This window comes from Anaerovirgula multivorans (genome assembly GCF_900188145.1).
GTDB classification, from domain to species: Bacteria; Bacillota; Clostridia; order Peptostreptococcales; family Natronincolaceae; genus Anaerovirgula; species Anaerovirgula multivorans.
The window spans coordinates 214,262-235,002 of the sequence record NZ_FZOJ01000002.1; the positions used below are offsets into that span (position 1 = coordinate 214,262).

Here is a 20,741-nt window from a genome sequence, read left to right on the forward strand (position 1 = left end):
ACCTTAAGCTTCTTCCATAGCTGTCTTTGCTTCTATAAGCTGTAGCTCTGCTAGTTTCTCTTGTCCTATCGTACCATCTTCATTCCACCCTCTTATAGTATAATATTGGACAAGCATCTTTTCAAAGTCTTCCTTAGGTATTTTTTTGCCAGCTGTAGCTCCTGATTTTAAAGCATCGTTAAATATTCTATTAGGTAGCGTGTCATCTTTACTAGTAAATCCTTCTCTTTGGTTAAATAGTCTTCCAATACTTACTACTCTTTCCCCAATCCTATCCAGTTCTTCGACAGTAAACTTTTCTCCTGTCACAGCGTTTAAAACTTGACTTAACACTTCTAAGTCCAATGCCCAAAAATCACAGATAATTGAAGAAAATTTAACTGCATTGTAATTTTGTAGTTCAATCACCATAGCTGCTTTCCCTTCTGTGGTGAATGGATCTACATCACCATAGGCTTCTTGAGCCACTGGCCACGCCCTCATATGGCAAGCCCCTCTATCAGAGGTAGCATAGGCTAATCCCATCCCCCATGAACCTCTTGGCTCATAGCCTGGAAACTCTAATCCTTTCACCTGCATAGCAAAGTCACTGCCGCCATATCGCTTAGCTAGTTCTCTAGTACCTAAAGCCAGCTCTGCACCTATTCCCTGCTTTTTAGCTATCATTTCTGGTACTTTTAAATAGGCATCAATATCTCCAAAGCTCAAGCCGAAGTCCTTAATTCCCTTTTCAGTTAATTCCATAGCAAAGGCGGTGGTATTTCCAGTACTGATGGTATCTAAACCTAAGTCATCGCATAGACTATTGAATTGTACTAAAGCCTCTAAATCCCCTATGTCACAATTTGATGCACACAAAGCGATTGTTTCGTACTCAGGTCCTTCCACTACAGTCTCTCCTATCTTTGTAAAGTTTCCACATCCTAAAGCACAGCTTCCACATCCCTTTTTACCAGCTCTTACCTTTTTCATTGCCTCTGAATCGATATTTTTATAGCTCTGAAATGCTCCGTCCTGAAAATTTCTAGTTGGAAGTATACCAGTGGTTTGAGACATCTCTACAATCATAGCAGTACCATCGGTATAAGCCCATAAATTGTCATCGGTTAAGGTATTTTCATGCATCATATGATTAATAAATCCTAATGTTTCTTTCATATTTGCAACTTTAACATTACCATTGCCCTTTACAACAATGGCTTTTATATTTTTACTCCCCATCACTGCGCCAATACCACCTCTGCCAGCCTGTCTATAATAATCAGAATTAATGCAAGCCATTGGTATCAAATTTTCCCCTGCTGGTCCTATGCTTAATATCTTACAATCTTTTCCATACCTGTGAAGCAACGTAGTTTCTGTTTCATGTGAACCCTTTCCCCACAATTCATGGGCTGATAGAATCTCTACTTTTTCATCCTCAATATAAATGTAGCTTGGTGTATCTACTGCGCCTTCAATAATAACTGCATCATATCCAGCAAATTTAATTTCTGATGCTATGTGTCCCCCAATAGAACAGTCTAAAATGGTTCCGGTGGCAGGTGAACGGGATATAATTGCTAATTTTCCTGAGCAAGGGACCGTTGTACCTGTTAATGGAGCTGCCATAAAAATTAGTTTATTTTCCGGTGAAAAAGGATCTGTTCCTGGCTTTAACTCTTCAAATAAATATTTAATACCCAAGCCCTTTCCACCTATGTATTGTCTTGCCCATTCCATGTTTAGAGGTTCCGTAGAATTTGCTTTATTGTTTAAATCAATTCGCAATACCTTGTTTTGATAACCTAACATCGCTACTTCACCTCCTCATATGTCAATGCCCCATGAGGACAGAACTTTACACACCAAGGTGCCCCCTCGCAAAGATCACATATCCCCACATTTTCTTCCTTCTGTACAATGATCTCTTCAGGGCATGTATTAACACAAATACCACAGTTGATACAATATTCTACTTCATAGTATAACCGTCCATTTTTCAGGGTAATAGCAGAGGTTGGACAGGCATCTACGCATTTACCACAGAGGGTACAGACATAAGCTTCTATGACTAGGCCTTTATTTTGATAATAGGATTCCACTGATAGTCTGGCTAATTTCGGATTAAAAGCTCCTTCATGGGCTCCTGAGCATGCTAAGTGACACAATTTGCACCCAATACACTTATCCTCAATAAATTTCAATCCCATAATATGCCCCCTTTTAACCTTGAAGTGTTTTATCTTCTCATACCTTCACAAGTTCTTCTTCCTTCAACATTTCCTTATATTCTGAATCCATCTCTATCATGCCATATGGAAATTTATAATCTTCCATTTTATCCATAAAAGGCACTGAATCAAAGGCTTCAGGTCCATAAACTCCTTTTCCCTTCCAGATTCCCCTGGCGATTAATTCCATCATAATAACTGGAGGAAAAGCTGTCTGTGCTACAATTGCTTGGCTTCCAAAGTTTTTCATGCATTCTTGGTTGTCAGCTACTTGATACAAATATACCTGTCTTGCCTTACCGTCTTTTTTTCCTTTTACCCAAGTTCCCGCACAGGTTTTGCCTACCATCTTAGGTCCTAATTGGGCTGGATTTGGAGCTGATGTTGCCACTACATCCCGCGGAGAAATATATGTATCTCCTACCTTGATTTTTTCAGTGCGATGTAGTCCCAATTCCTTTAGATTTTTCAACATCGTAATAAAGTCATCTCCTAAGCCGAATTTGAAAGTAACCCGTTTTAATCCTTTATCAATATATCTAGGAATTAAAAGTACCTCTTCATGTTCAACATTAACTACTTCTACAGGTCCAATACCTTCTGGCAAATGGAAAATTTCAGACTCTGAGAAGGGCTCTGTTGTAAACCACCCCTTACCTCTTTCCCAAATTACAGGAGGATTTAGACATTCCTCTATTGTCGTCCATATGGAAAATCCAAAGGGTATAGAATAACCTTCTACCGTCATATTGTTACCGTCACGGATACCTATTTCTTCTATTTCGTCAAATAAGTAATCTGATGCATATCGAGCAAATACGTCTGCCATTCCTGGTTCTACTCCTGACCCAACAATGGCAAGAATTCCTTTTTTCTCCCATAGTTTGGTTCTTTCAAATTGATAATCTCCTAATTTAACAAATGTCTTATTGTAGGGATCCTCTGGATGAGGTTCTGACAAGGTCATAGCCATATCCATATAATTGCACCCAGCTCCATAAGCTGCATCAAAGATAGTATGATTTAAAGATGGATCACATCCATTCATAATTAGATCAATATCATATTTTTTAACTAAGGCTATCATTCCATCTTTATTCTTTGCGTCAATCTGTTCAATAGAAAATCTTTTTTCATCTCCTAATTTTTTCTGTACTTCTCTAGCTCTATTTAATGTATAATCTGCTAGAACCATTTGATCAAGCCAATCCCTTTTCTCACTCATTTTTGCAATTGCTTCTCCAACTCCGCCGACTCCAATTAATAACACCTTCATAACTAACCCTCCATTTTAATTATATATAACATGCTTCATATAATTACCCGTTAAAAAAGGTTAGTACAGCTAGGTGAAATCCCATGGTAAATCTCTATATGGATTGAATGCCATTACCTCCTCTCTATTCTCATATTGAATTTCATTGCAAGAATTATACCATTTTAATACCTTGTAGTAGATTAAATATTCATAATATTCAAATTATGATTGATGTATAAATATATGTCTGCAAATTTCCATGTACTAAGGGCTACATTTGCAGCCCATGGGTTTTTGGGCGAAACCGTAGACCGTGTATATCAAAAGTAGATGACCCAAATCTTTGATTTGCTGTCAGTCACTTTCACAGAGTGCAATTAAAGTTTAAAATTGGTTATCTATATAACAGTCTCATGATTGATACTTTGCTTATCAAAAAGTAAATATATTTATGATTTCCTAGCCCATCTTAAATTTGAGAACGCTATATCCTATTTTCTCATTATTAAGACAGATTATGCTCAGCCAATTTCCTATACAAAGTTGCTCTACTGATTCCTAGTTCTTCAGCAATTTCTAGCTTAGCATTTTGGCTTTCACCTTTTTCTGCTATCTTCTTGAGGAATATATCTTTTTCTAATCTTTTTAGACAATCCTGTAGTGTTGACTCTTTTTCCCCCACGCTCGGGGTATGATAATACTTTCTTATTCTTGGAGGCACAGCATCTAGTTCTATTTCATTGGAAAATGTCATATTGACAGCATATTCTACTGCATTTTCTAACTCTCTTACATTTCCCGGCCAGTTATAAGTACGGTATAACTCTTCTACTTGCTTTGAAAAACCCTTAATGCTCTTATTCAAAAATGCGTTATATTTTTTTAGGAAGTAATCTTTTAAGAGTGAAATATCATCTTGTCGTTCTCTTAGAGGAGGTATTTTGAGAGGGATAACACTTAATCGATAATACAAATCTTCGCGGAATTTTTTGTGGTTAATCATTTCTTCTAAGTTTTTATTCGTGGCAGCAATTACTCTTACATCTACTAAAATAGTTTTATTGCCCCCTACTCTTTCAAACCTTCTATTTTGCAATACATGTAATAATTTCACTTGAAGGTGTAAAGGCATATCCCCTATTTCGTCCAGAAAAATTGTGCCCCCATCTGCCAATTCAAACTTTCCAACCTTTCCTTTTTCCTTTGCACCAGTAAAGGCTCCCCGTTCGTAACCGAAAAGTTCGCTTTCCAATAACGTTTCAGGGATCGCGCCACAGTTCACAGTGATAAAAGGTCCTTTCTTTCTTGGGCTAGAATAATGTATTGCCCTAGCAAACAATTCCTTTCCGGTTCCACTTTCTCCTGTAATAAGTACAGTAGAATAGCCCCTAGCAACTTGATCAGCCTGTTTTTTTACCTTGACTATACTATCACTGATTCCTACAATATCTTCAAATGTATAGCTCATACTCATTTCACTCATATTGTAGATTAATTTTCTAGCTTCAACAATATCTCTAAAAGATATGACTACACCTCTGGGCTTTGTACTTCCCGAAATAGCTCTAGCAGTTACTATAAAGTGAAAATTACTATATTCCTTTTTATAGATTTCTTCATTTTCCGTATAGCCTTCACCATTTTCCAATACCTTCAGCGCGGGAGTATTTGGCATGAAATAAGAGATATGCTTCCCAACGATATGCTCCCTCAGAGACCGTAGTAACACCTCTGCGTTGGAATTGCAATAGTTTATATGGCCTTTTTCATTAATAGCCAACATGCCTTCGTGTATGGTTTCTAGAATTGTCATGATTTCGTTTTGTATCGTCTTAATTCGATGGAGAGCCTCTGTTTCCAGGGCCTTTGAAGCCAATAAATCTGCCATTCGTTCAACAAACAGTATCATACTCTCTTTATTTCTCAACAAATGTTGCTGCTGTTCTTTGGTAAAGGCAACCAAACCAATAATACCTATTATTTTATTTTTTGCTTTAATAGGGGTACATATCTCAGCTAATTCCTGTGTTGTTCCTATTACAGTGGAATAATCATAGGTGATATCCCTTCTTGCATCCTCGACAACAGCAGTTTCTCCTTCTTGAAGAACTCGCCCATAGAGATAATTGTTTTCAATATTTCCAGATTCTTCTTTTTGTCCTAACCGTTCCCTGTATAAATTTGTGCCCCCTACAATAGTTAATTCATCGTCTACGATTTCCGTTTCAATACCTACAGCCAGTGAAATTGCTTCTGCCACTTGTTGAACAGTATGGGCTATTTTCTTCAGGTTTACCATAAAAACCACCCTTTTAATTATCGAAAATCAACAAAATATTTGGTATATTTTAACTTCTAGTTCTTGTTGAATTCTCCTGCTATTATCAAAAAGTTACATATTCATAAACCTCCTTAACCTGTTAATCATTTACTCTACTCCCATATTTCTTCATCTGTCGGTACTTGTTTGTCTTTCATATCATAGCCTATGCGGGATATATTTAACATATGCGTATAGGTAAAGTTTTCAGAAATACTGTTATTTCCCCAAGTTCCGCAGCCAAGGGTAGTTGTAGGAGCAAAACCATTGTACAAGCTGCCACCAGCACTAGTAGAGCTTGGTTGATTAACCACTAGTCTACTAACGGTCAATTCCTCTCCTGCATACTCTCTTCCTCCACCTCTGCTAAGGTTTCATCTAATCTTTGTATAATGGTATCAATGGTTTCATAGCTGATAATTCCCGGCGGTTCTATTCTATTGGTCTTAGAGTTTATCAATGTTCCTCCTGTCATAATTCTTCTTTTAAATAATCCCTTTGACACCGCCCAACCTATTTCTGGTGTCGGATATTCTAAACCTATTAAGAAGCCTTTTCCTCTTACCTCCACCAATATTGGATGCTTTTCTTGCAGCACTTTTAGCTTATTCATCATATAGTCACCCTTTTCTGCTATTTGTCTGGGCAAATCGGTTTCTAACATAAATTTCAAAGTTGCTATGGCTGCTGCACAGCATACTGGATTTCCACCAAAGGTTGGAGAGCCTAAAATCCACGGGTTTTCTTTAATTTCTTCTGTCCATAAATGGGGTCTTGCTATGATTCCTGTTATTGGCATCACTCCTCCACCAAAGGCTTTTCCAAAGGTCATGATATCTGGCACCACATCGTAATATTCGCATGCCCACATGGTTCCTGTTCTCCCCATCCCAGTTTGTATCTCATCAAAGATTAGGCATACATCATATTGATCACATATTTCTCTTAGCCTCTTTAGATACCCCTCCGGTGGTAGAATAATTCCTGCTTCTCCTTGGATTGGTTCCACAATCATAGCAGCTACAGTTTCTCCTACTGCTATTAGATTTTTAATCGCTTTTTCTGCTGCATCTGCATCACCGTATTCTACATGCTGTACCCCTTGAATCATGGGAAGATAAGGTTTTCTATAGGTGCCTTTCCCCCCCATAGACACTGCTCCATAGGATTTACCATGAAATCCGTTTACTGTGGAAATATAGTAGTGCTTTCCTAATGCTAATCTTGCTAGTTTTAATGCCATTTCTACTGCTTCCGCCCCACCGTTACAGAAGAAAGCGTATTGCAAATCCCCTGGTGTTGCCATTGCCAGTATCTTTGCTAAGTAGCCTCTTAATGGATCTACCAGTTCTTGGCTATGTAGAGCATATCGATTTAGTTGCGCCTGTACGTATTTCAATATTTCTGGATTTCTATGGCCACAAGTGTAAATGCCAAAGCCTCCTAGACAATCAATAAATTCATTGCCGTATAAATCCTTGAAAGTTTCCACAGAATCCTCCCACTCAACAAAAGCTTCATTGGTGGATACAGATTTTCGATAGTTTAACCACCCTGGATTAACATTTTCATTGAAATTTTCTATGGAGTCCTTTACAATCTGATCCTTTTCTACATCCGTTAACTCTTCCTTAATAATAAAATCTAATACCTTTTGAGCTTCCTGTAAGGCTGCTTTTTTATCGGTCTTCATGCACTTTTCCTCCTTCTATTTTTTCTTTTTCCCTTTAGCTACTATTAAAAGCAAGACCCATGCCAAAACTAACCAAATAATTAGATGTTTCAAAGTATCACTTGTACTCCATCTCTACTTTTTGAGTTTCCAATGTTTATATATTGTGTTCTATTAGAATATTTAGGAGTGTTTTAAGAGACATATAAAAATACTTCTTAAAAGCCCATAAAACTTTCTCAATTTTGAGATAATTTTATGGGTTTTTAAGAAGTATTAGGTTTCTCTTATTTAATATTGCTTTGTCAGATTCGAGACCACCAATCTCAAATTTGAGATAAGCCGATGGACAAAAGCAGAGGACCGAAAATATTACTTTTGTTTCATATATACAAATTGTATTGGAGCTCTTAGAAACCGCTGATGTTCTTTTACCTTTCTTACTATTGGACCTCTATTAAAGGAAAAGCTAGATATAGCTTCCCAAGCAAATACCCAACCTCCTACATAAAATCCCTGCAGCAAAGTAGTAGTTAGAGGATGTACTATTAACCATCCTTCTAATACTGAGGCTGCTAACAATAATAAAAATGCTGTAATCACATAAAGTACTGCCTTCATGAATAATTCTTTTAAACTCCTCTTTTCAGCACGTAAATAGTGAGTATACTGGGTTCTAATGCCTTTAATAATATCAGCTTCTCTTGCTAAATCCCTTTCTTCTTCAGTAATAGCAATATTTAGTTGAATATCATATTTAAGAGGTATCTCTTGAAAACATTCCTCTAAAAAATAAATTAAGTCCGGATCTAGGTCCCGTCTTTTGAAGGAGGCATTATCCCATTCATTAAAAAGATAAATATGCTTTTCTAAAAGAATTTCTATAATTAAGTTTCCAGTTTCAGGATTTTGGGGATACATTTCATTCAAAAAAGGGTCTTTTTTATATTTTCTATACTTTTCCGCTTTTTCCCATTTCATCTTTTATCCTCTCTCTTTAATCAATTGTTTTATTCTCCATTATACATCTTTATTTCCTTTAAATCTCCTGCATAGTTGTACTACTTAATATGATATAATATAATAATATAATTCCAAAATAATAAAATTTAATAGATAATAATAAATTTGGAGTGTGATAGGTTATGGAATATATCAATACTGGTACTTTTTTAATGTTAGAATGGATTAAGACTTTTATAATTTTCACAATTGTTGATAGAATAATTTTGGGACAAAAAATTATCGATAATTTTAAAAATCATAATACTTACATTTCTTCCCTTTTAGTGGCGGCTTTCTTGATCGTTGCTCGTGCCCGAAGATTTTCTATTGCTTCTTTATTGCTTTGGGGCTTTATTGTAATGATTTTTTATAACTATGTAAAAAAAGCAAAGAATTATTTTATCAAATCATAATTTAATATATGTAAATATCTCCTTTTATTCCCCAAATAATTTTTATTCTTTTGCAAAAAATATAACGTATAAAGGTATATTCTCCAAAGAATATTATCTTTATATAGAAATTTAATTAGAGTTAATAAAGGAGGTATGATTATGTTCAAGAAAGTAATAACCATAATATTGATAGGTCTTAGTATTACAGTCTTTCATATAGATGAAATAAACACCTTTAAAAGCCATAACTCAAAGGTTTTAGCAATAGAAGAGACAATAGACGAAACAATGGATTCCTTTAAGTCTCAAACAACCATTAGACAGATATGTTAATGTTCAATAATTTAATCATTACAAAAAACAACAATACTATAAATAGTCTTGTTGTTTTTTGTTAGTTGGCATTTTCAGTAGTCTCAAAGAATTGTATTGGTTTTTCCTTACTAAGAGCAGGAATTCTAACTTCTTCATTGAACTGGATGTTTGTATTTATTCCATCACCCTGCATTAAATCGAATAATAAGGTTCTATAAGTCACATAACGTTCAAATCCTTCAATATTTCCTATAGCCCTCACTATATAGGGAGGTGCTATAGCTGTAGCATTTACGTTAATATGGTCTCCCGCCAAAGTCACTTCTGTCCTAGTAGTAATCCTATGGTTATTAACAGAAATAACCTCCGCCCCCGATACTCTTAATTCATTTATTAGGTTAATCAAATACTTTCTTTGTTCAACAAGTTCCGCTATGTTTTCTTCAAAACTACTCTCTAATATAATCTCTATACCAGGTCCTTCCACCATCTGATATCCTGCCAACATTTTATATTCGTTGACTTTTGTTTTTAAATCCTTTAGTACAATATTTTCTGTAGCCCGCTCTTCTTCATAGGCTTCTACTTGAGTTCTTAATTCCATAATTTTTGTTTTCATATCTTCATTAGCTTTTCTTAAATCTGCAACCTCTTGTACTTGAACTCCACCTTCAAGGGGAAGCTGTAACGGATTTCCCATGTCACTTAAAGCATTTATGTGAATCCCTATCATGATGCCAAATATCGTAAAAAGTAAAAATAATACAATAGAAATATTGGTTTTTTTCAATATCCCACTTCCTTTGGTCTCCGCTTATTTAAATAATGGTTCTTCTAATAACGTCTATTTTGCTTCTACTCTTATAAAAATAATACCTGTTCCTAAAGGAATAGTCAAATGAAAAACCGAAAAACTTCAAATACTTCTAGAGGTTGTTTTTGTAAAATAATTTTAAAAAAGCATCTTCGATGCTTTCGCTAGGAAACCCTAGGTTTCCTTCGACGACAGCAAAGCTGTCTGAGCACCTTCCTGAAGGCGGGCAGGGGATTTTATCCCCTACAACCCCTATTTTTATATACTAGGAAAGTAGAACTTTCCTAGTATATAAAAATAGGAAGGTGCTAAGACCTTCCTAAATGTGTCAATGATTTTTCTGCTTCTTCCACCATTTTTTTTACCATGTTTCCACCTACATAACCAGCATGAGTTTCATCCTGCAGGCCTAGTTCTCTAGCAATTTCTGCCTTAAAGGTATTTAACGCTTGTCTAGCCTCTGGAACAACAGGTCTTCTTTTTTGATTCATATTTATCACCTCTATACTTAGTATAAAGGATCTTTTATGTTTTATAAGTGGAAGGTTTTTCAAGTTGCTTTTAGCTTTCTGCTCTTTCTTTAGCCTTAGCTTTCAATTGTTCTTTAATCCATTTAATATCTTCATCAATAAATCTATGTTGAATTTTACTAACATCAAATTTAAAAATTTTAAAGGCGAAGGCTACAAAAAATCCTACTGTTAAAGCCATGATTACAGTTCCAATCCCTACAAAACCGCCTAACAAATAACCCACAGCCAATGCGGATGCTTCAATACTGTTTCTAATCAAACTAACAGGCTTTTTTGTTCGTTTTGTCAGACCTATCATTATTCCATCTCTAGGGCCTGAGCCCAGCTCTGAGCCAAGATAGAAATAGGATCCTAAACCTAATAAGAACATTCCAATCGATGCCATAATTAAACCTGAAAAGAAATTGTCTCCAATGGGGATCATGTTATTTTTCATAATTAAATCCATGAAGGTTCCAATAAATAATATATTGGCTATCGTCCCCCAACCCACTCTTTCTCCTAAGAAAAAGTTAACTAATAATAGTAGTACCCCTACCCCTATGCTTGCTTGGCCTATAGTTAAATTAGTGTTAACAGCGATCCCTTGATGTAGAACGTCCCAAGGCTGCAATCCAATATTTGCATTAATGGTCATTACAATACCAACGGCAAAAATAAATAGCCCGACAAATAATCGTATAATCCTCATAACAATTTTCTTGTTTTTCATCTATTCATCTCCATTATACTATTATACTAAGCCTATCTTTTCTCGTACACCCTTCATTGTTTTCTCGGCAATTTCTGCCGCTCTCTCAGCGCCTCTTCTATATATTCCTACTATATAATCAGGATCTGTCATATATGCTTCATACTTATCTTTAAAAGGCTTTAAGCTTTCCACTACGATTTCTGCCAAATCCCCTTTAAACGTACCATAGCCTTTGCCTGCATATTTCTCTTCCACCTCCTGAACACTACATTCCGCCAGCTTTGAATAGATGGTGATTAAGTTTTTAATACCAGGCTGTTCATCTCGATAGACAACTGTATTTTCACTATCAGTAACTGATCGTTTCATTTTTTTAACAATAACATCATTGCTATCCAGCAGAAAAATCGTTCCATTTACATTGGAGTCTGACTTTGACATTTTATTTTCGGGCTCTTGAAGACTCATAATTCTTGCCCCCACCTTCCCGACATAAATATCTGGCAATTCAAAGGTTTTGCCATAAGCATTATTAAAGCGAATAGCTATATCTCTAGCTAATTCTATGTGCTGTCGTTGGTCTTCTCCTACAGGCACAAGATTAGTCTGATATAATAAAATATCAGCTGCCTGTAATACCGGGTAAGTATACAAACCTGCATTGATATTATCCTTATGCTTTTCAGATTTTTCCTTAAACTGTGTCATTCTGTTTAATTCTCCCAGATAGGTATTACAGCTTAAAATCCAGTTTAGCTCAGCATGCTGCCGTACATGGGATTGAAAGAAAATAATATTTCTTTCTGGATCTAAACCACAGGCTAAATACTGGGCTAAAAATGATAAGCAGGATTCTCTAAAAACCTTAGGATCGTGTCTTATCGTTAAGGAATGTAAGTCTACAATAGAATAAAGGCATTGATAATCTTGTTCTAAAGCCTTCCAATTCTGTATAGCTCCAATATAGTTTCCTAAAGTCAAGCTACCCGTAGGCTGTGCACCACTAAAAATTACTTTTTCATTTTGCTCTGTCATTTTTCCACCTTCCTTATCTCAATATAATTTTAAAAAATAAAACTCTTCGTCTCTAAGATCTTTTAGAGACGAAGAGTTTTTCTCCGCGGTACCACTCTAGTTAGTGTCAAGCACTCACTTTATGATTGAAAATTTCAATCCTTCCTTAACGGAGGAAGTAACCGTCAAAGCCTACTATTTCTTCAGCCTGCACTCATAAGTCCATTCAAAATAGCCTCTCTATCGATCTTTCACCATCATCGATTCGCTTTAAGGAAGTCACTATTTTTACTTATCTTAATCATCGTTTTTTTATATTCTATTTTAAATTAATAGTAGTTTGTCAGTATTATAATTGATATTTTCTCCAGTGTCAACAAAGATATTCCATTGGTAATTTTCTTACTCCTGACTTTCTAAAACTTCGATTCGTCTTTCTAATTCCCTTATCTTTTCAATAAGAAATTCTTCGCCTTCTATACTACTTTTAGTTTTACCAAAATGTCTCAATAATAAAACTGTAATTACAATAGGAACAGCTAATAAAACAACAATTAAGATTAAATTAAAGAATTGGTATAAGGTACTTCCCATCAAAGTCACCCTCCTATGTATAGGATTGCTCTATTTATTGTATTATATCATATTCTAATAACCATATCCTTTTTTTCTTCTCATGATTATCAAATATCTTACTTTTTATATCTGTTTATTAGAATGTTTTTTTGGTATAATTGTACTAACTTTATATTGTAAGGTTTTGGAAAATGCTGTTGTATTGTGCTTTTTTGTTAAATTATAGCATTTGAAACAATCAATAAATAATTAGACCTAATTTAAAAGGAGTGAGATTATGAAGGGTACTGTTGTTTCAACTTGGTTAGCTAGCTTAAGAATTATTTTTGATGATGCAGTAGTGAACAACGCAGTAGAGTCTGTTGGTTGGGAAGTTAATAGAATTATTACACCATTAGAAGATATCCCTGATCATGAAATTTTTTCTGTTTTTCAACATATTTCTCAACAAGCAAATAAGCCTGTGAATTCTATATGGAGAGAAGTTGGAAGACAAAACATCAAATCTTTTCAAAAATGGTTCCCATCTTATTTTGAAAGACATAGTTTAAAGGGTTTCCTTATGATGATGGATGATGTACATGCTCAATTAACCAAAATGATTAAAGGGGCTAATCCACCTGGTCTCGTGGCTAAAGAAATCAATGAGAAAGAGATTCAGATTACCTATCAATCAAAAAGAGGACTATTTGATTATTTTTTAGGGCTATTAGAAGGCAGTGCGGCATTTTTTAATGAAAAGATTGAATATACGATTATAGATTCTGGTACTGCTGACAATGGAAAAAAATATATGATAGTTAACATCAAGTTAGAAAAATCTCTTGATAAAGTAGTGAATGCTAAGTTTTCAAGAATATTGGGTTTAGGTATAGTGAAAAGTATCCCTGCAAAAATCAGTGTTTTTACTACGCTGATTGTATTTATAGCTTTACTTCTCCTACAAGGTACTGATGCTCTTGTAATGAATGGTGTTATTGCTGGTGTTACTCTAGTATCTACATTCATTGGTTCTTCTGTTATTTTAAGTCCTATGAAGCAGTTCATTGAGGAAATGAAAAAAATTGGTGAGTATGATTTAGGTAGTAAAACGATTGTGAAGACCAATGACACACTGGAGGATACCTTTCATCTTTTTAGTGATGTTAAAAATACTATCAAAAAGGACTTCTTATTCCTCAAGGGTGGAACAGATGATATGAACAATTTTGTACATGAATTTTCCATCATTGCAGACAATATGAAAAACTTATCAGATTCCATTGCAGGTGTGGTGCATGAGGTTGCCTTGAGTGCCAGCAATCAAGCAGAGGAAACAGAGGATGCTGTAAGTGTGTTAGATCAATACGTTACTACACTTAACAAAATCGTAGATGAAGAAACTGAAGGTAAAAATCAATTGGAAAATGCAGTTCATCACTTAGAGCGCTCCTTTAATGATGTGAAGAATGTTACTACCATGATTAATGATGTGAAGGATAACTTTGCTACTGTCAATAGACAAGGGAAGGATCTATCTTCTCAAGCTACGAAAATTATGGAAATCAGCTCTACTGTTGAATCTATTGCAGATCAAACCAACCTATTGGCTCTTAATGCTGCTATTGAAGCTGCTAGTGCTGGAGAAGCAGGAAGAGGCTTTACTGTAGTAGCGCAAGAAATACGGAAATTAGCTGAAAACTCTAAGAATGCAGTAAAAGACATTAATAGCAATCTTCTTTTCTTTATACAACAGATAGAAGGGTTTGTGAAGGAAATTGAAACTCAATATCATCAATTAGAGTCCAGCAATGAAACCTTAGAAAAGGTTACTATAGATAACCAGTCCTCTACCAATCAAATTGTCGGTGTTTCTAACGTAATTGTAAAATTAATTGATCAACTTTCAACAGAAACTGAAAATCTTACAAAGGTTATAGAAAATATTCATTCCTTAGCAGCTATTTCTGAGGAAAACTCAGCAGCCTCTGAAGAAATGAGTGCTAATGTTACCCAATATTCCGAGAAGGTAAAAGAACTGTCAGAAAACATCGCATTGTTAGAAGCATTAACAAAAAATTTCAAAACAGAACTTCAAAAGTACAAAATATAAGCTGTTGGAAAATCTTCAGATTCGAGGCAAAAAAACCAGCATCCTCGGGTATACAGTAATACGCGAGGGTGCTGGTTTTTAGAAGCAACGAAGAAGATGAGAGTTTTTCAACAGTACAACAGGCGGAGAAATTCTCCGCCTGTTGTATTTACCCTAATAATTCTTCAACTTTATTCTTATCAAAGCCAACAATTGTTTCTCCACCAATTACTACAACGGGAACTGCCATAATACCCTTTTGCATTAATTCCTTTCGAGCTTCTGGATCCGTTTGAACATTTCTTTCTGTAAATTCAATACCTTTTTCTTTAAAATATTCTTTTGCAGTAACACAATGTGGACATGTATTGCTGGTGAAAACCACTACTTCTTTACTCATTTTTATTCCTCCTTATAATAATGTTTCAAGTTTTACATACCCATGATTTTCTTATCTTAATCAAATGAGTTTGTATTGCAAACTTAAAGAATATCTTCTCTTATAATTACGCCTAGATACTTTTGTTGAAGTTCTAAATCATAGTATCTTTACTATCTTATGTTATTCAACAAAAATAATAATATAATTATATTTATATATTTTCCATTAATTGCTTACTTTTGTCAAATATTTTTTGATTCCTCTTCGTATTTCATCTCTTGTATATATGGGATTTCCGAATTCTTTCATATTGTTGTATTGTATCAGTTCAATAATCGCCCCCATGTTATACTTATTGATTTCATTGATATTATTAAAAAAACCATCTGTTTTGTCCAGCTCTTCAATAAAGGAAACGATATCTCTCTTTTCTTGCACAAAATCACCTCTATTCTATAGATTTTCTAGTTCTATTCTGACACATAATTAGAAAATATATACAAAAACTACAATATCCAATTGAATAAAAATCCTACTAATACAATCCCTATGCCGGTAATGCCCACGAAAATGCCTATTAGTTTTGGTTTTATTACCTTCTTTAATAAAATAATAGAGGGTAAAGATAAAGCTACAACAGACATCATGAAAGCCAAGGCTGTACCAACACCGACCCCTTTATTAATAAGGGCTTCCGCTATAGGGATTGTGCCAACCGCATTAGAATATAGCGGAATTCCAAAGAGAACACCTACAAAAACAGCTAGTGGATTATTTGGACCAGCATATTTGGCTAATAATTCTTCTGGAGCCCATCCATGGATTAATGCTCCTATACCAATACCAATTACAACATAAATCCAAATATCCTTTACGATATCTACAACACTATCCTTTGCATAAATTAATCGCTGTTTTTTGGTCATTTCTTCTACTGCTGTCTCTCCTATTTTTATCTTAAAAACATATTCTTCTACTAGATGGTATAAATTGAATTTTTCAATCACTAGTCCCGTTACAATCCCGATAGCCATACCAGCTAGGGTATATAGAATGGCAATTTTAGGTCCAAAGCTAACAAAGAGATATCCTAAGGCAATTTCATTTACTATGGGAGAAGTCACTAAAAAAGTAAAAGTAACCCCCAGAGGGATCCCAGCCTCAACAAACCCAATAAATATAGGTACTGTTGAACAGGAACAGAAAGGTGACACAACACCTAACATGGAAGCAATCACATAGGCCCAGATTCCATGAAACTTAGCTAATAATGCTTTTACCTTTTCTGGTGGAAAATAACTACGTATATAGGTAATGATGAAAATCATGAAGCTAAGTAAAAATATGATTTTCACAGTATCATAGATGAAAAAGTGAACTGCATCATAAAAAGTATCTCCCGTTTGGACATTAAATCCAAAAAGTTCTAGCACCCAGTTGACAAATCGTACTATATAAGGTGCTACTAAATGACCAAATCTTTCAAACACTTTAAAGCCCCCCTTATCAGTTTATAATAGATGAGATAACGATTCTTGAAGCTGTTTTTGTAATATTAATTTTACTTTCTCCAATATATCGTATATTTCTAAATAACTCACCTTGTAAAACACCATTAATCCTTCTTTCCTACTGATTAAGATCCCTTGATCTTTTAATACCTTTAAATGTTGAGAAACATTAGACTGCTCCAAATCTAAATTTTCATAGATGTCACAGACACAAAGTTCATTTTTATCCCTTAAAAGGTCCAATATTTCAAGTCTGGTTGGATGGGATAAGGATTTTAATAAACTTGCACACAGACGATAGTTTTGATTAGACATTTTTTCACCTTCTTTACTATATCATTAAATTAGTTTTTACTAATATAGTAATATTATACTCCTATGAATATCTTTTTTCAATAGGTTTTTAAAAATATTTAAAGCCTATTGAAAAAAGCTGTGCCTTACAATCGGATAATTGTCCCCTAAACTTTGATTCTTCCATCACCATAGGTATCTCGGCAGAGTTTTTTACAAACCATATTGTTATGATTACCGCTACTATAAGTACAGGCATCATTATTTTGATAACAAGATTTTTAGGCGATTTTACTTTCTGATTTCCATTCATCAGCAACCGCCTCCACAACCACAACCCTTTTTAGCACTTATACTTCCATTAGGAGGTGTCCAATCGGTATTTTCTCCAACATACTGTATTGCACCATTAGGGCAAATGTTTCCGCATCCATGACAACCATCTACACACCCTTCAGGATGAACAACTAGGGGTGTTATATCCTTTTTCTTATTGTATACACCATGACTACATTTTTTTACACAAGCACCACACTCATCACATTTTAAATACTCAATAACAGGATACCAATTTTTCGACATAACTTGTCTCCTCCTTTATATTTCATATCCCAGCATCTGCATCATATTTTCTATTCCTTCTAATTTTTCTTTATTACTTTCCTCATGCAGTGGCAAACAATTTTTTGCATTGATTTGCCCTTCTAAAAGCTTAGAGGCAAAAGCAAGACATGTTGGGACTCCACACTTTCTACAATTTAATTTCGGTAGGTTTTTGTAAATTTCAATAGCACTTGGTCTTTCTCTAATTTCATACAGTGGCTCTATTTCATCTATTTTCTCATAAGTATTATTCACTAAATCCTTTACTAGATCCATAATCTCATAGGCTTCTGACTCATTAATAATCTTAGCCACTGCTAGCTTTTCTGGAAAAAGTGTAATAATTTTAAACTCCTTTTTAAATGTCAAACTTGCAGCTTTGTGATTATAACTAGAATTTTTCAAAACAGCATTTATATAAGGAAATATTTGTGAAATATTCCTTGAAAATTTAGCTTTAAATTGCATTTTACCTGCATCTGTTGTACAAGGCTTTATAAAATTCATTTTTACTTCTTCTAAAAACATAAAACTTTCTCCCCCTTAACCATATGTTTTATATTTGTTGATTAATTTTCTTTAATGCATTTACAAATAAATCAATATCCTCTTTTTCATTAAAATAACCTATTCCAATTCTTACAGTTCCTTCCTTATGCTTTTCAATAAGTTTATGCGCACTTGGTGCACAATGAAGACCTACTCTAACCATAATCCCATATTCTTGGTCCAACTCATAAGCTACTTCTTCCCCAGTCTTATCTTTCAGGTTAAAAGCTATAACCCCTACAATTTTGTCAGGATTTTTCGGACCATAGATAGAAATATCTTTCACTTCTTCTAACCTTTCAAGTGCATAAGCCACTAAGCTTTTCTCTTTTTGTAATATTTTTTCTATTCCTTCATCTTGTATAAATTTTAATGCCGCTCTTAAACCTGCTATTCCACTTACATTTAAGGTTCCTGTTTCTAATTTGTTTGGAAAATAGTCCGGTTGGTATTCATAAGAGGAATCTCCTCCCGTTCCTCCAGATTTCAAAGGATTTATCTCTCCATCCCAGTTCACGATAAGGCCTCCTGTACCCATAGGACCGAAAAGACTTTTGTGCCCTGTAAATGCCAATAAATTAATATAATCTTTTTGCATATCTATAGGATAAACACCTGCAGTTTGCGCTGTATCTACTAGGAAAGGGATCTTATGTTTTTTTGCAATAGCGCCGATCTCTCTAATGGGCTGTATAGTCCCCAAAACATTTGAAGCATGATTAAAGACAATCAATGCCGTATTTTTTTGAATCAATGGTTCTATTTCTAAAGGATCAGTATACCCTGCCTTAGAAGCCTTCACTGTAGATATGCTTATCCCCCTATCTCTTTCTAATGTTTTTAAACATCTCCATACAGCATTATGCTCTAAACTACTGGTTATTACATGATCTCCTTTTTTCACCATGCCATTTATCGCTAAATTCAGTGCTTCAGTAATATTAGATGTAAAGATAACCTTTTTAGGGTCGTGAAAATTAAAGAAATCAGCAATTGCTTTTCTTGTATTGTACACTAAACCATCCGATTCCATTGCCCGTTCATAAGCTCCCCTACCTGCGGTAGCACCATTATTTAGCATAAAATCATATACAGCATCTAATACTTGCTTTGGTTTTGGATAAGACGTAGCCGCATTATCTAAATAAATTCCCATCAAAATACCCCCTTATAAAATAATAAGCATATATTTATATATATGTTATAATATTAACACATCATCCATAAATTTACTATAATGTGATAGAATTAGCAACAAATAGAAATAAGCCATCTCTTAATCTTATGAGGATGGCTTATTTTCTATATTACAGTTTTATAAATTTTTAAGATTTCACAAATGTTTTTAGCATAATATTCAATTTTATATCTAATCTATACTAGTTTCCCTTACTCACTTGAGGGAACCAATGTCTTGTATTATTGGCGATTCTAACTAACGCCAACATAACCGGTACCTCTACTAGTACTCCAACTACCGTGGCCAGTGTTGCACCAGAGGTTAAACCAAATAATGATATCGCCACTGCTACTGCCAGTTCAAAAAAATTACTTGCTCCAATCATGGCAGCAGGGGAAGCAACATTATGGGGCAATTTCCATGCCCTTGCCCAACCATAGGCTAATGCAAAGATAAAGAAGGTTTGAATCGTAAGTGGTATTGCAATCAACAATATGTGTAATGGATTACTTAAAATAACATCTCCTTGGAAGGTAAAGATGATAATTAATGTTAATAGTAGTCCAACGATTGTAACATTGTCAAATTTCTTTAGAAATACATTCTCGAAATACTCTATCCCTTCCTTTTGCACAATATACTTTCTTGACAAATATCCACCGGCTAAAGGAATGACAATAAATAGTACTACTGATAGAAATAATGTATCATAGGGAACAAATACATCAGTAATTCCTAATAATAGTGCAACAATCGGGGTAAAGGCAACCAGTAAAATCAAATCATTTACAGCTACTTGAACTAAAGTATAGGCTGGATCTCCTTTCGTTAGATGACTCCATACAAATACCATAGCTGTACAAGGGGCTGCTCCCAGTAGTACAGCGCCTGCCAAATAATCATTTGCCAATGCTTCAGGAATAAAATTTTGGAAAACAACCTTTAGGAAGAATGCGGCAATTAAATACATGGTAAAGGGTTTAATCAACCAATTGATTACACAGGTTACAATTAATCCTTTAGGTTTCTTAGTAGCTTCTACAATGCTGGTAAAATCAATTTTTAGCATCATAGGATAAATCATCAGCCAGATTAATATTGCTACAGGAATAGACACCTGTGCATACTCAAACTGACTTAATACATCTGGTACAATTGGTAGAAATTGACCAATTGCCACACCAATAATAATGCATAACGCCACCCATACAGTAAGATAGGTCTCAAAAAAACCCAAACCTGCTCCTTTTTGTTCTTGATTTTGTGACATATTAACACTCCTTTTACTCATTATATTATTAAGCCTTCTTTAGAAGTTCCATCTATTTCTTAGCTTTATACG

General features: G+C 34.6%; 24 protein-coding genes and 1 other annotated feature. Of the genes, 3 read left to right on the top strand and 21 right to left on the bottom strand.

Going from position 1 to position 20,741, the window contains the following annotated elements; translation table 11 throughout:
• Positions 1–3: 3 nt before the first annotated feature.
• The 7 genes from CHB72_RS03115 to CHB72_RS03145 form a co-directional block, all read right to left on the bottom strand.
• Complete coding sequence (locus tag CHB72_RS03115) at positions 4–1,794, bottom strand: aldehyde ferredoxin oxidoreductase family protein (RefSeq protein ID WP_089281413.1); 1,791 nt, start codon at positions 1,792–1,794, stop codon at positions 4–6.
• A gap of 2 nt (positions 1,795–1,796) precedes the next feature.
• Complete coding sequence (locus CHB72_RS03120; RefSeq protein ID WP_089281414.1) at positions 1,797–2,192, bottom strand: 4Fe-4S binding protein; 396 nt, start codon at positions 2,190–2,192, stop codon at positions 1,797–1,799.
• Positions 2,193–2,229: 37 nt separating this feature from the next.
• Positions 2,230–3,489, bottom strand: a complete 1,260-nt coding sequence (locus CHB72_RS03125) for a saccharopine dehydrogenase family protein (RefSeq protein ID WP_089281415.1) — start codon at positions 3,487–3,489, stop codon at positions 2,230–2,232.
• A 487-nt stretch (positions 3,490–3,976) separates the two neighbouring features.
• The gene (locus CHB72_RS03130; RefSeq protein ID WP_089281416.1) at positions 3,977–5,770 is read right to left on the bottom strand and encodes a sigma 54-interacting transcriptional regulator; all 1,794 of its coding nucleotides are present in this window, start codon (positions 5,768–5,770) and stop codon (positions 3,977–3,979) included.
• A 134-nt stretch (positions 5,771–5,904) separates the two neighbouring features.
• Positions 5,905–6,123, bottom strand: a complete 219-nt coding sequence (locus CHB72_RS03135; protein WP_207652480.1) for a hypothetical protein — start codon at positions 6,121–6,123, stop codon at positions 5,905–5,907.
• Positions 6,120–7,484 (bottom strand): putrescine aminotransferase, encoded by a 1,365-nt coding sequence (locus CHB72_RS03140; protein ID WP_089281417.1) that lies wholly within the window; start codon positions 7,482–7,484, stop codon positions 6,120–6,122. Before CHB72_RS03140 ends, CHB72_RS03135 begins: the two co-directional genes overlap by 4 nt.
• 351 nt (positions 7,485–7,835) lie before the next feature.
• Entirely contained in the window at positions 7,836–8,444 is a 609-nt protein-coding gene (locus CHB72_RS03145) for a hypothetical protein (RefSeq protein WP_089281418.1), read from the bottom strand.
• 164 nt (positions 8,445–8,608) lie between these two features.
• On the opposite strand from CHB72_RS03145, the gene CHB72_RS03150 reads away from it, so the two are divergent.
• Positions 8,609–8,881, top strand: coding sequence for a hypothetical protein (locus CHB72_RS03150; protein ID WP_089281419.1), 273 nt, complete (start codon positions 8,609–8,611; stop codon positions 8,879–8,881).
• A 141-nt stretch (positions 8,882–9,022) separates the two neighbouring features.
• Positions 9,023–9,196, top strand: coding sequence for a hypothetical protein (locus CHB72_RS26240; RefSeq protein ID WP_176431165.1), 174 nt, complete (start codon positions 9,023–9,025; stop codon positions 9,194–9,196).
• A 61-nt stretch (positions 9,197–9,257) separates the two neighbouring features.
• On the opposite strand, the gene CHB72_RS03155 is transcribed toward CHB72_RS26240, so the two are convergent.
• The 5 genes from CHB72_RS03155 to CHB72_RS03175 form a co-directional block, all read right to left on the bottom strand.
• Positions 9,258–9,968 (bottom strand): DUF881 domain-containing protein, encoded by a 711-nt coding sequence (locus tag CHB72_RS03155; RefSeq protein WP_089281420.1) that lies wholly within the window; start codon positions 9,966–9,968, stop codon positions 9,258–9,260.
• Between the two features lie 332 nt (positions 9,969–10,300).
• Positions 10,301–10,483 carry an alpha/beta-type small acid-soluble spore protein gene (locus tag CHB72_RS03160; protein WP_089281421.1) on the bottom strand — a complete coding sequence of 61 codons (183 nt, stop codon included), beginning with the start codon at positions 10,481–10,483 and terminating at the stop codon, positions 10,301–10,303.
• Between the two features lie 70 nt (positions 10,484–10,553).
• On the bottom strand, positions 10,554–11,237 hold the full coding sequence (locus CHB72_RS03165) for a YczE/YyaS/YitT family protein (protein WP_089281422.1): 684 nt from the start codon (positions 11,235–11,237) through the stop codon (positions 10,554–10,556).
• Between the two features lie 21 nt (positions 11,238–11,258).
• Positions 11,259–12,254 (bottom strand): tryptophan--tRNA ligase, encoded by a 996-nt coding sequence (trpS, locus tag CHB72_RS03170; RefSeq protein ID WP_089281423.1) that lies wholly within the window; start codon positions 12,252–12,254, stop codon positions 11,259–11,261.
• A gap of 61 nt (positions 12,255–12,315) precedes the next feature.
• Positions 12,316–12,547, bottom strand: a binding site (T-box leader).
• Between the two features lie 88 nt (positions 12,548–12,635).
• Positions 12,636–12,827, bottom strand: coding sequence for a hypothetical protein (locus CHB72_RS03175; protein ID WP_089281424.1), 192 nt, complete (start codon positions 12,825–12,827; stop codon positions 12,636–12,638).
• 259 nt (positions 12,828–13,086) lie between these two features.
• On the opposite strand from CHB72_RS03175, the gene CHB72_RS03180 reads away from it, so the two are divergent.
• Positions 13,087–14,901 carry a heme NO-binding domain-containing protein gene (locus CHB72_RS03180; RefSeq protein WP_089281425.1) on the top strand — a complete coding sequence of 605 codons (1,815 nt, stop codon included), beginning with the start codon at positions 13,087–13,089 and terminating at the stop codon, positions 14,899–14,901.
• A gap of 148 nt (positions 14,902–15,049) precedes the next feature.
• Here CHB72_RS03180 and CHB72_RS03185 read toward each other — a convergent pair whose 3' ends face one another.
• From CHB72_RS03185 to arsB, 9 genes are all read right to left on the bottom strand, one after another.
• Positions 15,050–15,280, bottom strand: coding sequence for a glutaredoxin family protein (locus CHB72_RS03185; RefSeq protein WP_089281426.1), 231 nt, complete (start codon positions 15,278–15,280; stop codon positions 15,050–15,052).
• A gap of 207 nt (positions 15,281–15,487) precedes the next feature.
• Positions 15,488–15,700, bottom strand: coding sequence for a hypothetical protein (locus CHB72_RS03190; RefSeq protein ID WP_089281427.1), 213 nt, complete (start codon positions 15,698–15,700; stop codon positions 15,488–15,490).
• Between the two features lie 68 nt (positions 15,701–15,768).
• On the bottom strand, positions 15,769–16,752 hold the full coding sequence (locus CHB72_RS03195) for a permease (protein WP_089281428.1): 984 nt from the start codon (positions 16,750–16,752) through the stop codon (positions 15,769–15,771).
• Positions 16,753–16,773: 21 nt separating this feature from the next.
• Positions 16,774–17,088, bottom strand: coding sequence for an ArsR/SmtB family transcription factor (locus CHB72_RS03200; protein ID WP_089281429.1), 315 nt, complete (start codon positions 17,086–17,088; stop codon positions 16,774–16,776).
• Between the two features lie 88 nt (positions 17,089–17,176).
• Positions 17,177–17,380 carry a hypothetical protein gene (locus CHB72_RS03205; protein ID WP_089281430.1) on the bottom strand — a complete coding sequence of 68 codons (204 nt, stop codon included), beginning with the start codon at positions 17,378–17,380 and terminating at the stop codon, positions 17,177–17,179.
• Entirely contained in the window at positions 17,380–17,649 is a 270-nt protein-coding gene (locus CHB72_RS03210; protein WP_141131303.1) for an ATP-binding protein, read from the bottom strand. Before CHB72_RS03210 ends, CHB72_RS03205 begins: the two co-directional genes overlap by 1 nt.
• Positions 17,650–17,664: 15 nt before the next feature.
• Positions 17,665–18,198 carry a (Fe-S)-binding protein gene (locus CHB72_RS03215; RefSeq protein WP_089281431.1) on the bottom strand — a complete coding sequence of 178 codons (534 nt, stop codon included), beginning with the start codon at positions 18,196–18,198 and terminating at the stop codon, positions 17,665–17,667.
• Between the two features lie 28 nt (positions 18,199–18,226).
• Positions 18,227–19,375, bottom strand: coding sequence for a cysteine desulfurase (locus tag CHB72_RS03220; protein ID WP_089281432.1), 1,149 nt, complete (start codon positions 19,373–19,375; stop codon positions 18,227–18,229).
• Positions 19,376–19,598: 223 nt separating this feature from the next.
• Entirely contained in the window at positions 19,599–20,669 is a 1,071-nt protein-coding gene (gene arsB, locus CHB72_RS03225; RefSeq protein ID WP_089281433.1) for an ACR3 family arsenite efflux transporter, read from the bottom strand.
• Between the last annotated feature and the right edge of the window lie 72 nt (positions 20,670–20,741).

Coding starts and splice junctions, on each gene's coding strand:
- CHB72_RS03150 (WP_089281419.1), top strand. CDS start 8,609: ATGGAATATATCAATACTGGTACTTTTTTAATGTTAGAATGGATTAAG.
- CHB72_RS03200 (WP_089281429.1), bottom strand. CDS start 17,088: ATGTCTAATCAAAACTATCGTCTGTGTGCAAGTTTATTAAAATCCTTA.
- CHB72_RS03120 (WP_089281414.1), bottom strand. CDS start 2,192: ATGGGATTGAAATTTATTGAGGATAAGTGTATTGGGTGCAAATTGTGT.
- CHB72_RS03210 (WP_141131303.1), bottom strand. CDS start 17,649: ATGTCGAAAAATTGGTATCCTGTTATTGAGTATTTAAAATGTGATGAG.
- CHB72_RS03140 (WP_089281417.1), bottom strand. CDS start 7,484: ATGAAGACCGATAAAAAAGCAGCCTTACAGGAAGCTCAAAAGGTATTA.
- CHB72_RS03160 (WP_089281421.1), bottom strand. CDS start 10,483: ATGAATCAAAAAAGAAGACCTGTTGTTCCAGAGGCTAGACAAGCGTTA.
- CHB72_RS03165 (WP_089281422.1), bottom strand. CDS start 11,237: ATGAAAAACAAGAAAATTGTTATGAGGATTATACGATTATTTGTCGGG.
- CHB72_RS03115 (WP_089281413.1), bottom strand. CDS start 1,794: ATGTTAGGTTATCAAAACAAGGTATTGCGAATTGATTTAAACAATAAA.
- CHB72_RS03215 (WP_089281431.1), bottom strand. CDS start 18,198: ATGTTTTTAGAAGAAGTAAAAATGAATTTTATAAAGCCTTGTACAACA.
- CHB72_RS26240 (WP_176431165.1), top strand. CDS start 9,023: ATGTTCAAGAAAGTAATAACCATAATATTGATAGGTCTTAGTATTACA.
- CHB72_RS03220 (WP_089281432.1), bottom strand. CDS start 19,375: ATGGGAATTTATTTAGATAATGCGGCTACGTCTTATCCAAAACCAAAG.
- CHB72_RS03130 (WP_089281416.1), bottom strand. CDS start 5,770: ATGGTAAACCTGAAGAAAATAGCCCATACTGTTCAACAAGTGGCAGAA.
- CHB72_RS03205 (WP_089281430.1), bottom strand. CDS start 17,380: ATGAATGGAAATCAGAAAGTAAAATCGCCTAAAAATCTTGTTATCAAA.
- CHB72_RS03145 (WP_089281418.1), bottom strand. CDS start 8,444: ATGAAATGGGAAAAAGCGGAAAAGTATAGAAAATATAAAAAAGACCCT.
- CHB72_RS03180 (WP_089281425.1), top strand. CDS start 13,087: ATGAAGGGTACTGTTGTTTCAACTTGGTTAGCTAGCTTAAGAATTATT.
- CHB72_RS03125 (WP_089281415.1), bottom strand. CDS start 3,489: ATGAAGGTGTTATTAATTGGAGTCGGCGGAGTTGGAGAAGCAATTGCA.
- CHB72_RS03175 (WP_089281424.1), bottom strand. CDS start 12,827: ATGGGAAGTACCTTATACCAATTCTTTAATTTAATCTTAATTGTTGTT.
- arsB (WP_089281433.1), bottom strand. CDS start 20,669: ATGTCACAAAATCAAGAACAAAAAGGAGCAGGTTTGGGTTTTTTTGAG.
- CHB72_RS03185 (WP_089281426.1), bottom strand. CDS start 15,280: ATGAGTAAAGAAGTAGTGGTTTTCACCAGCAATACATGTCCACATTGT.
- trpS (WP_089281423.1), bottom strand. CDS start 12,254: ATGACAGAGCAAAATGAAAAAGTAATTTTTAGTGGTGCACAGCCTACG.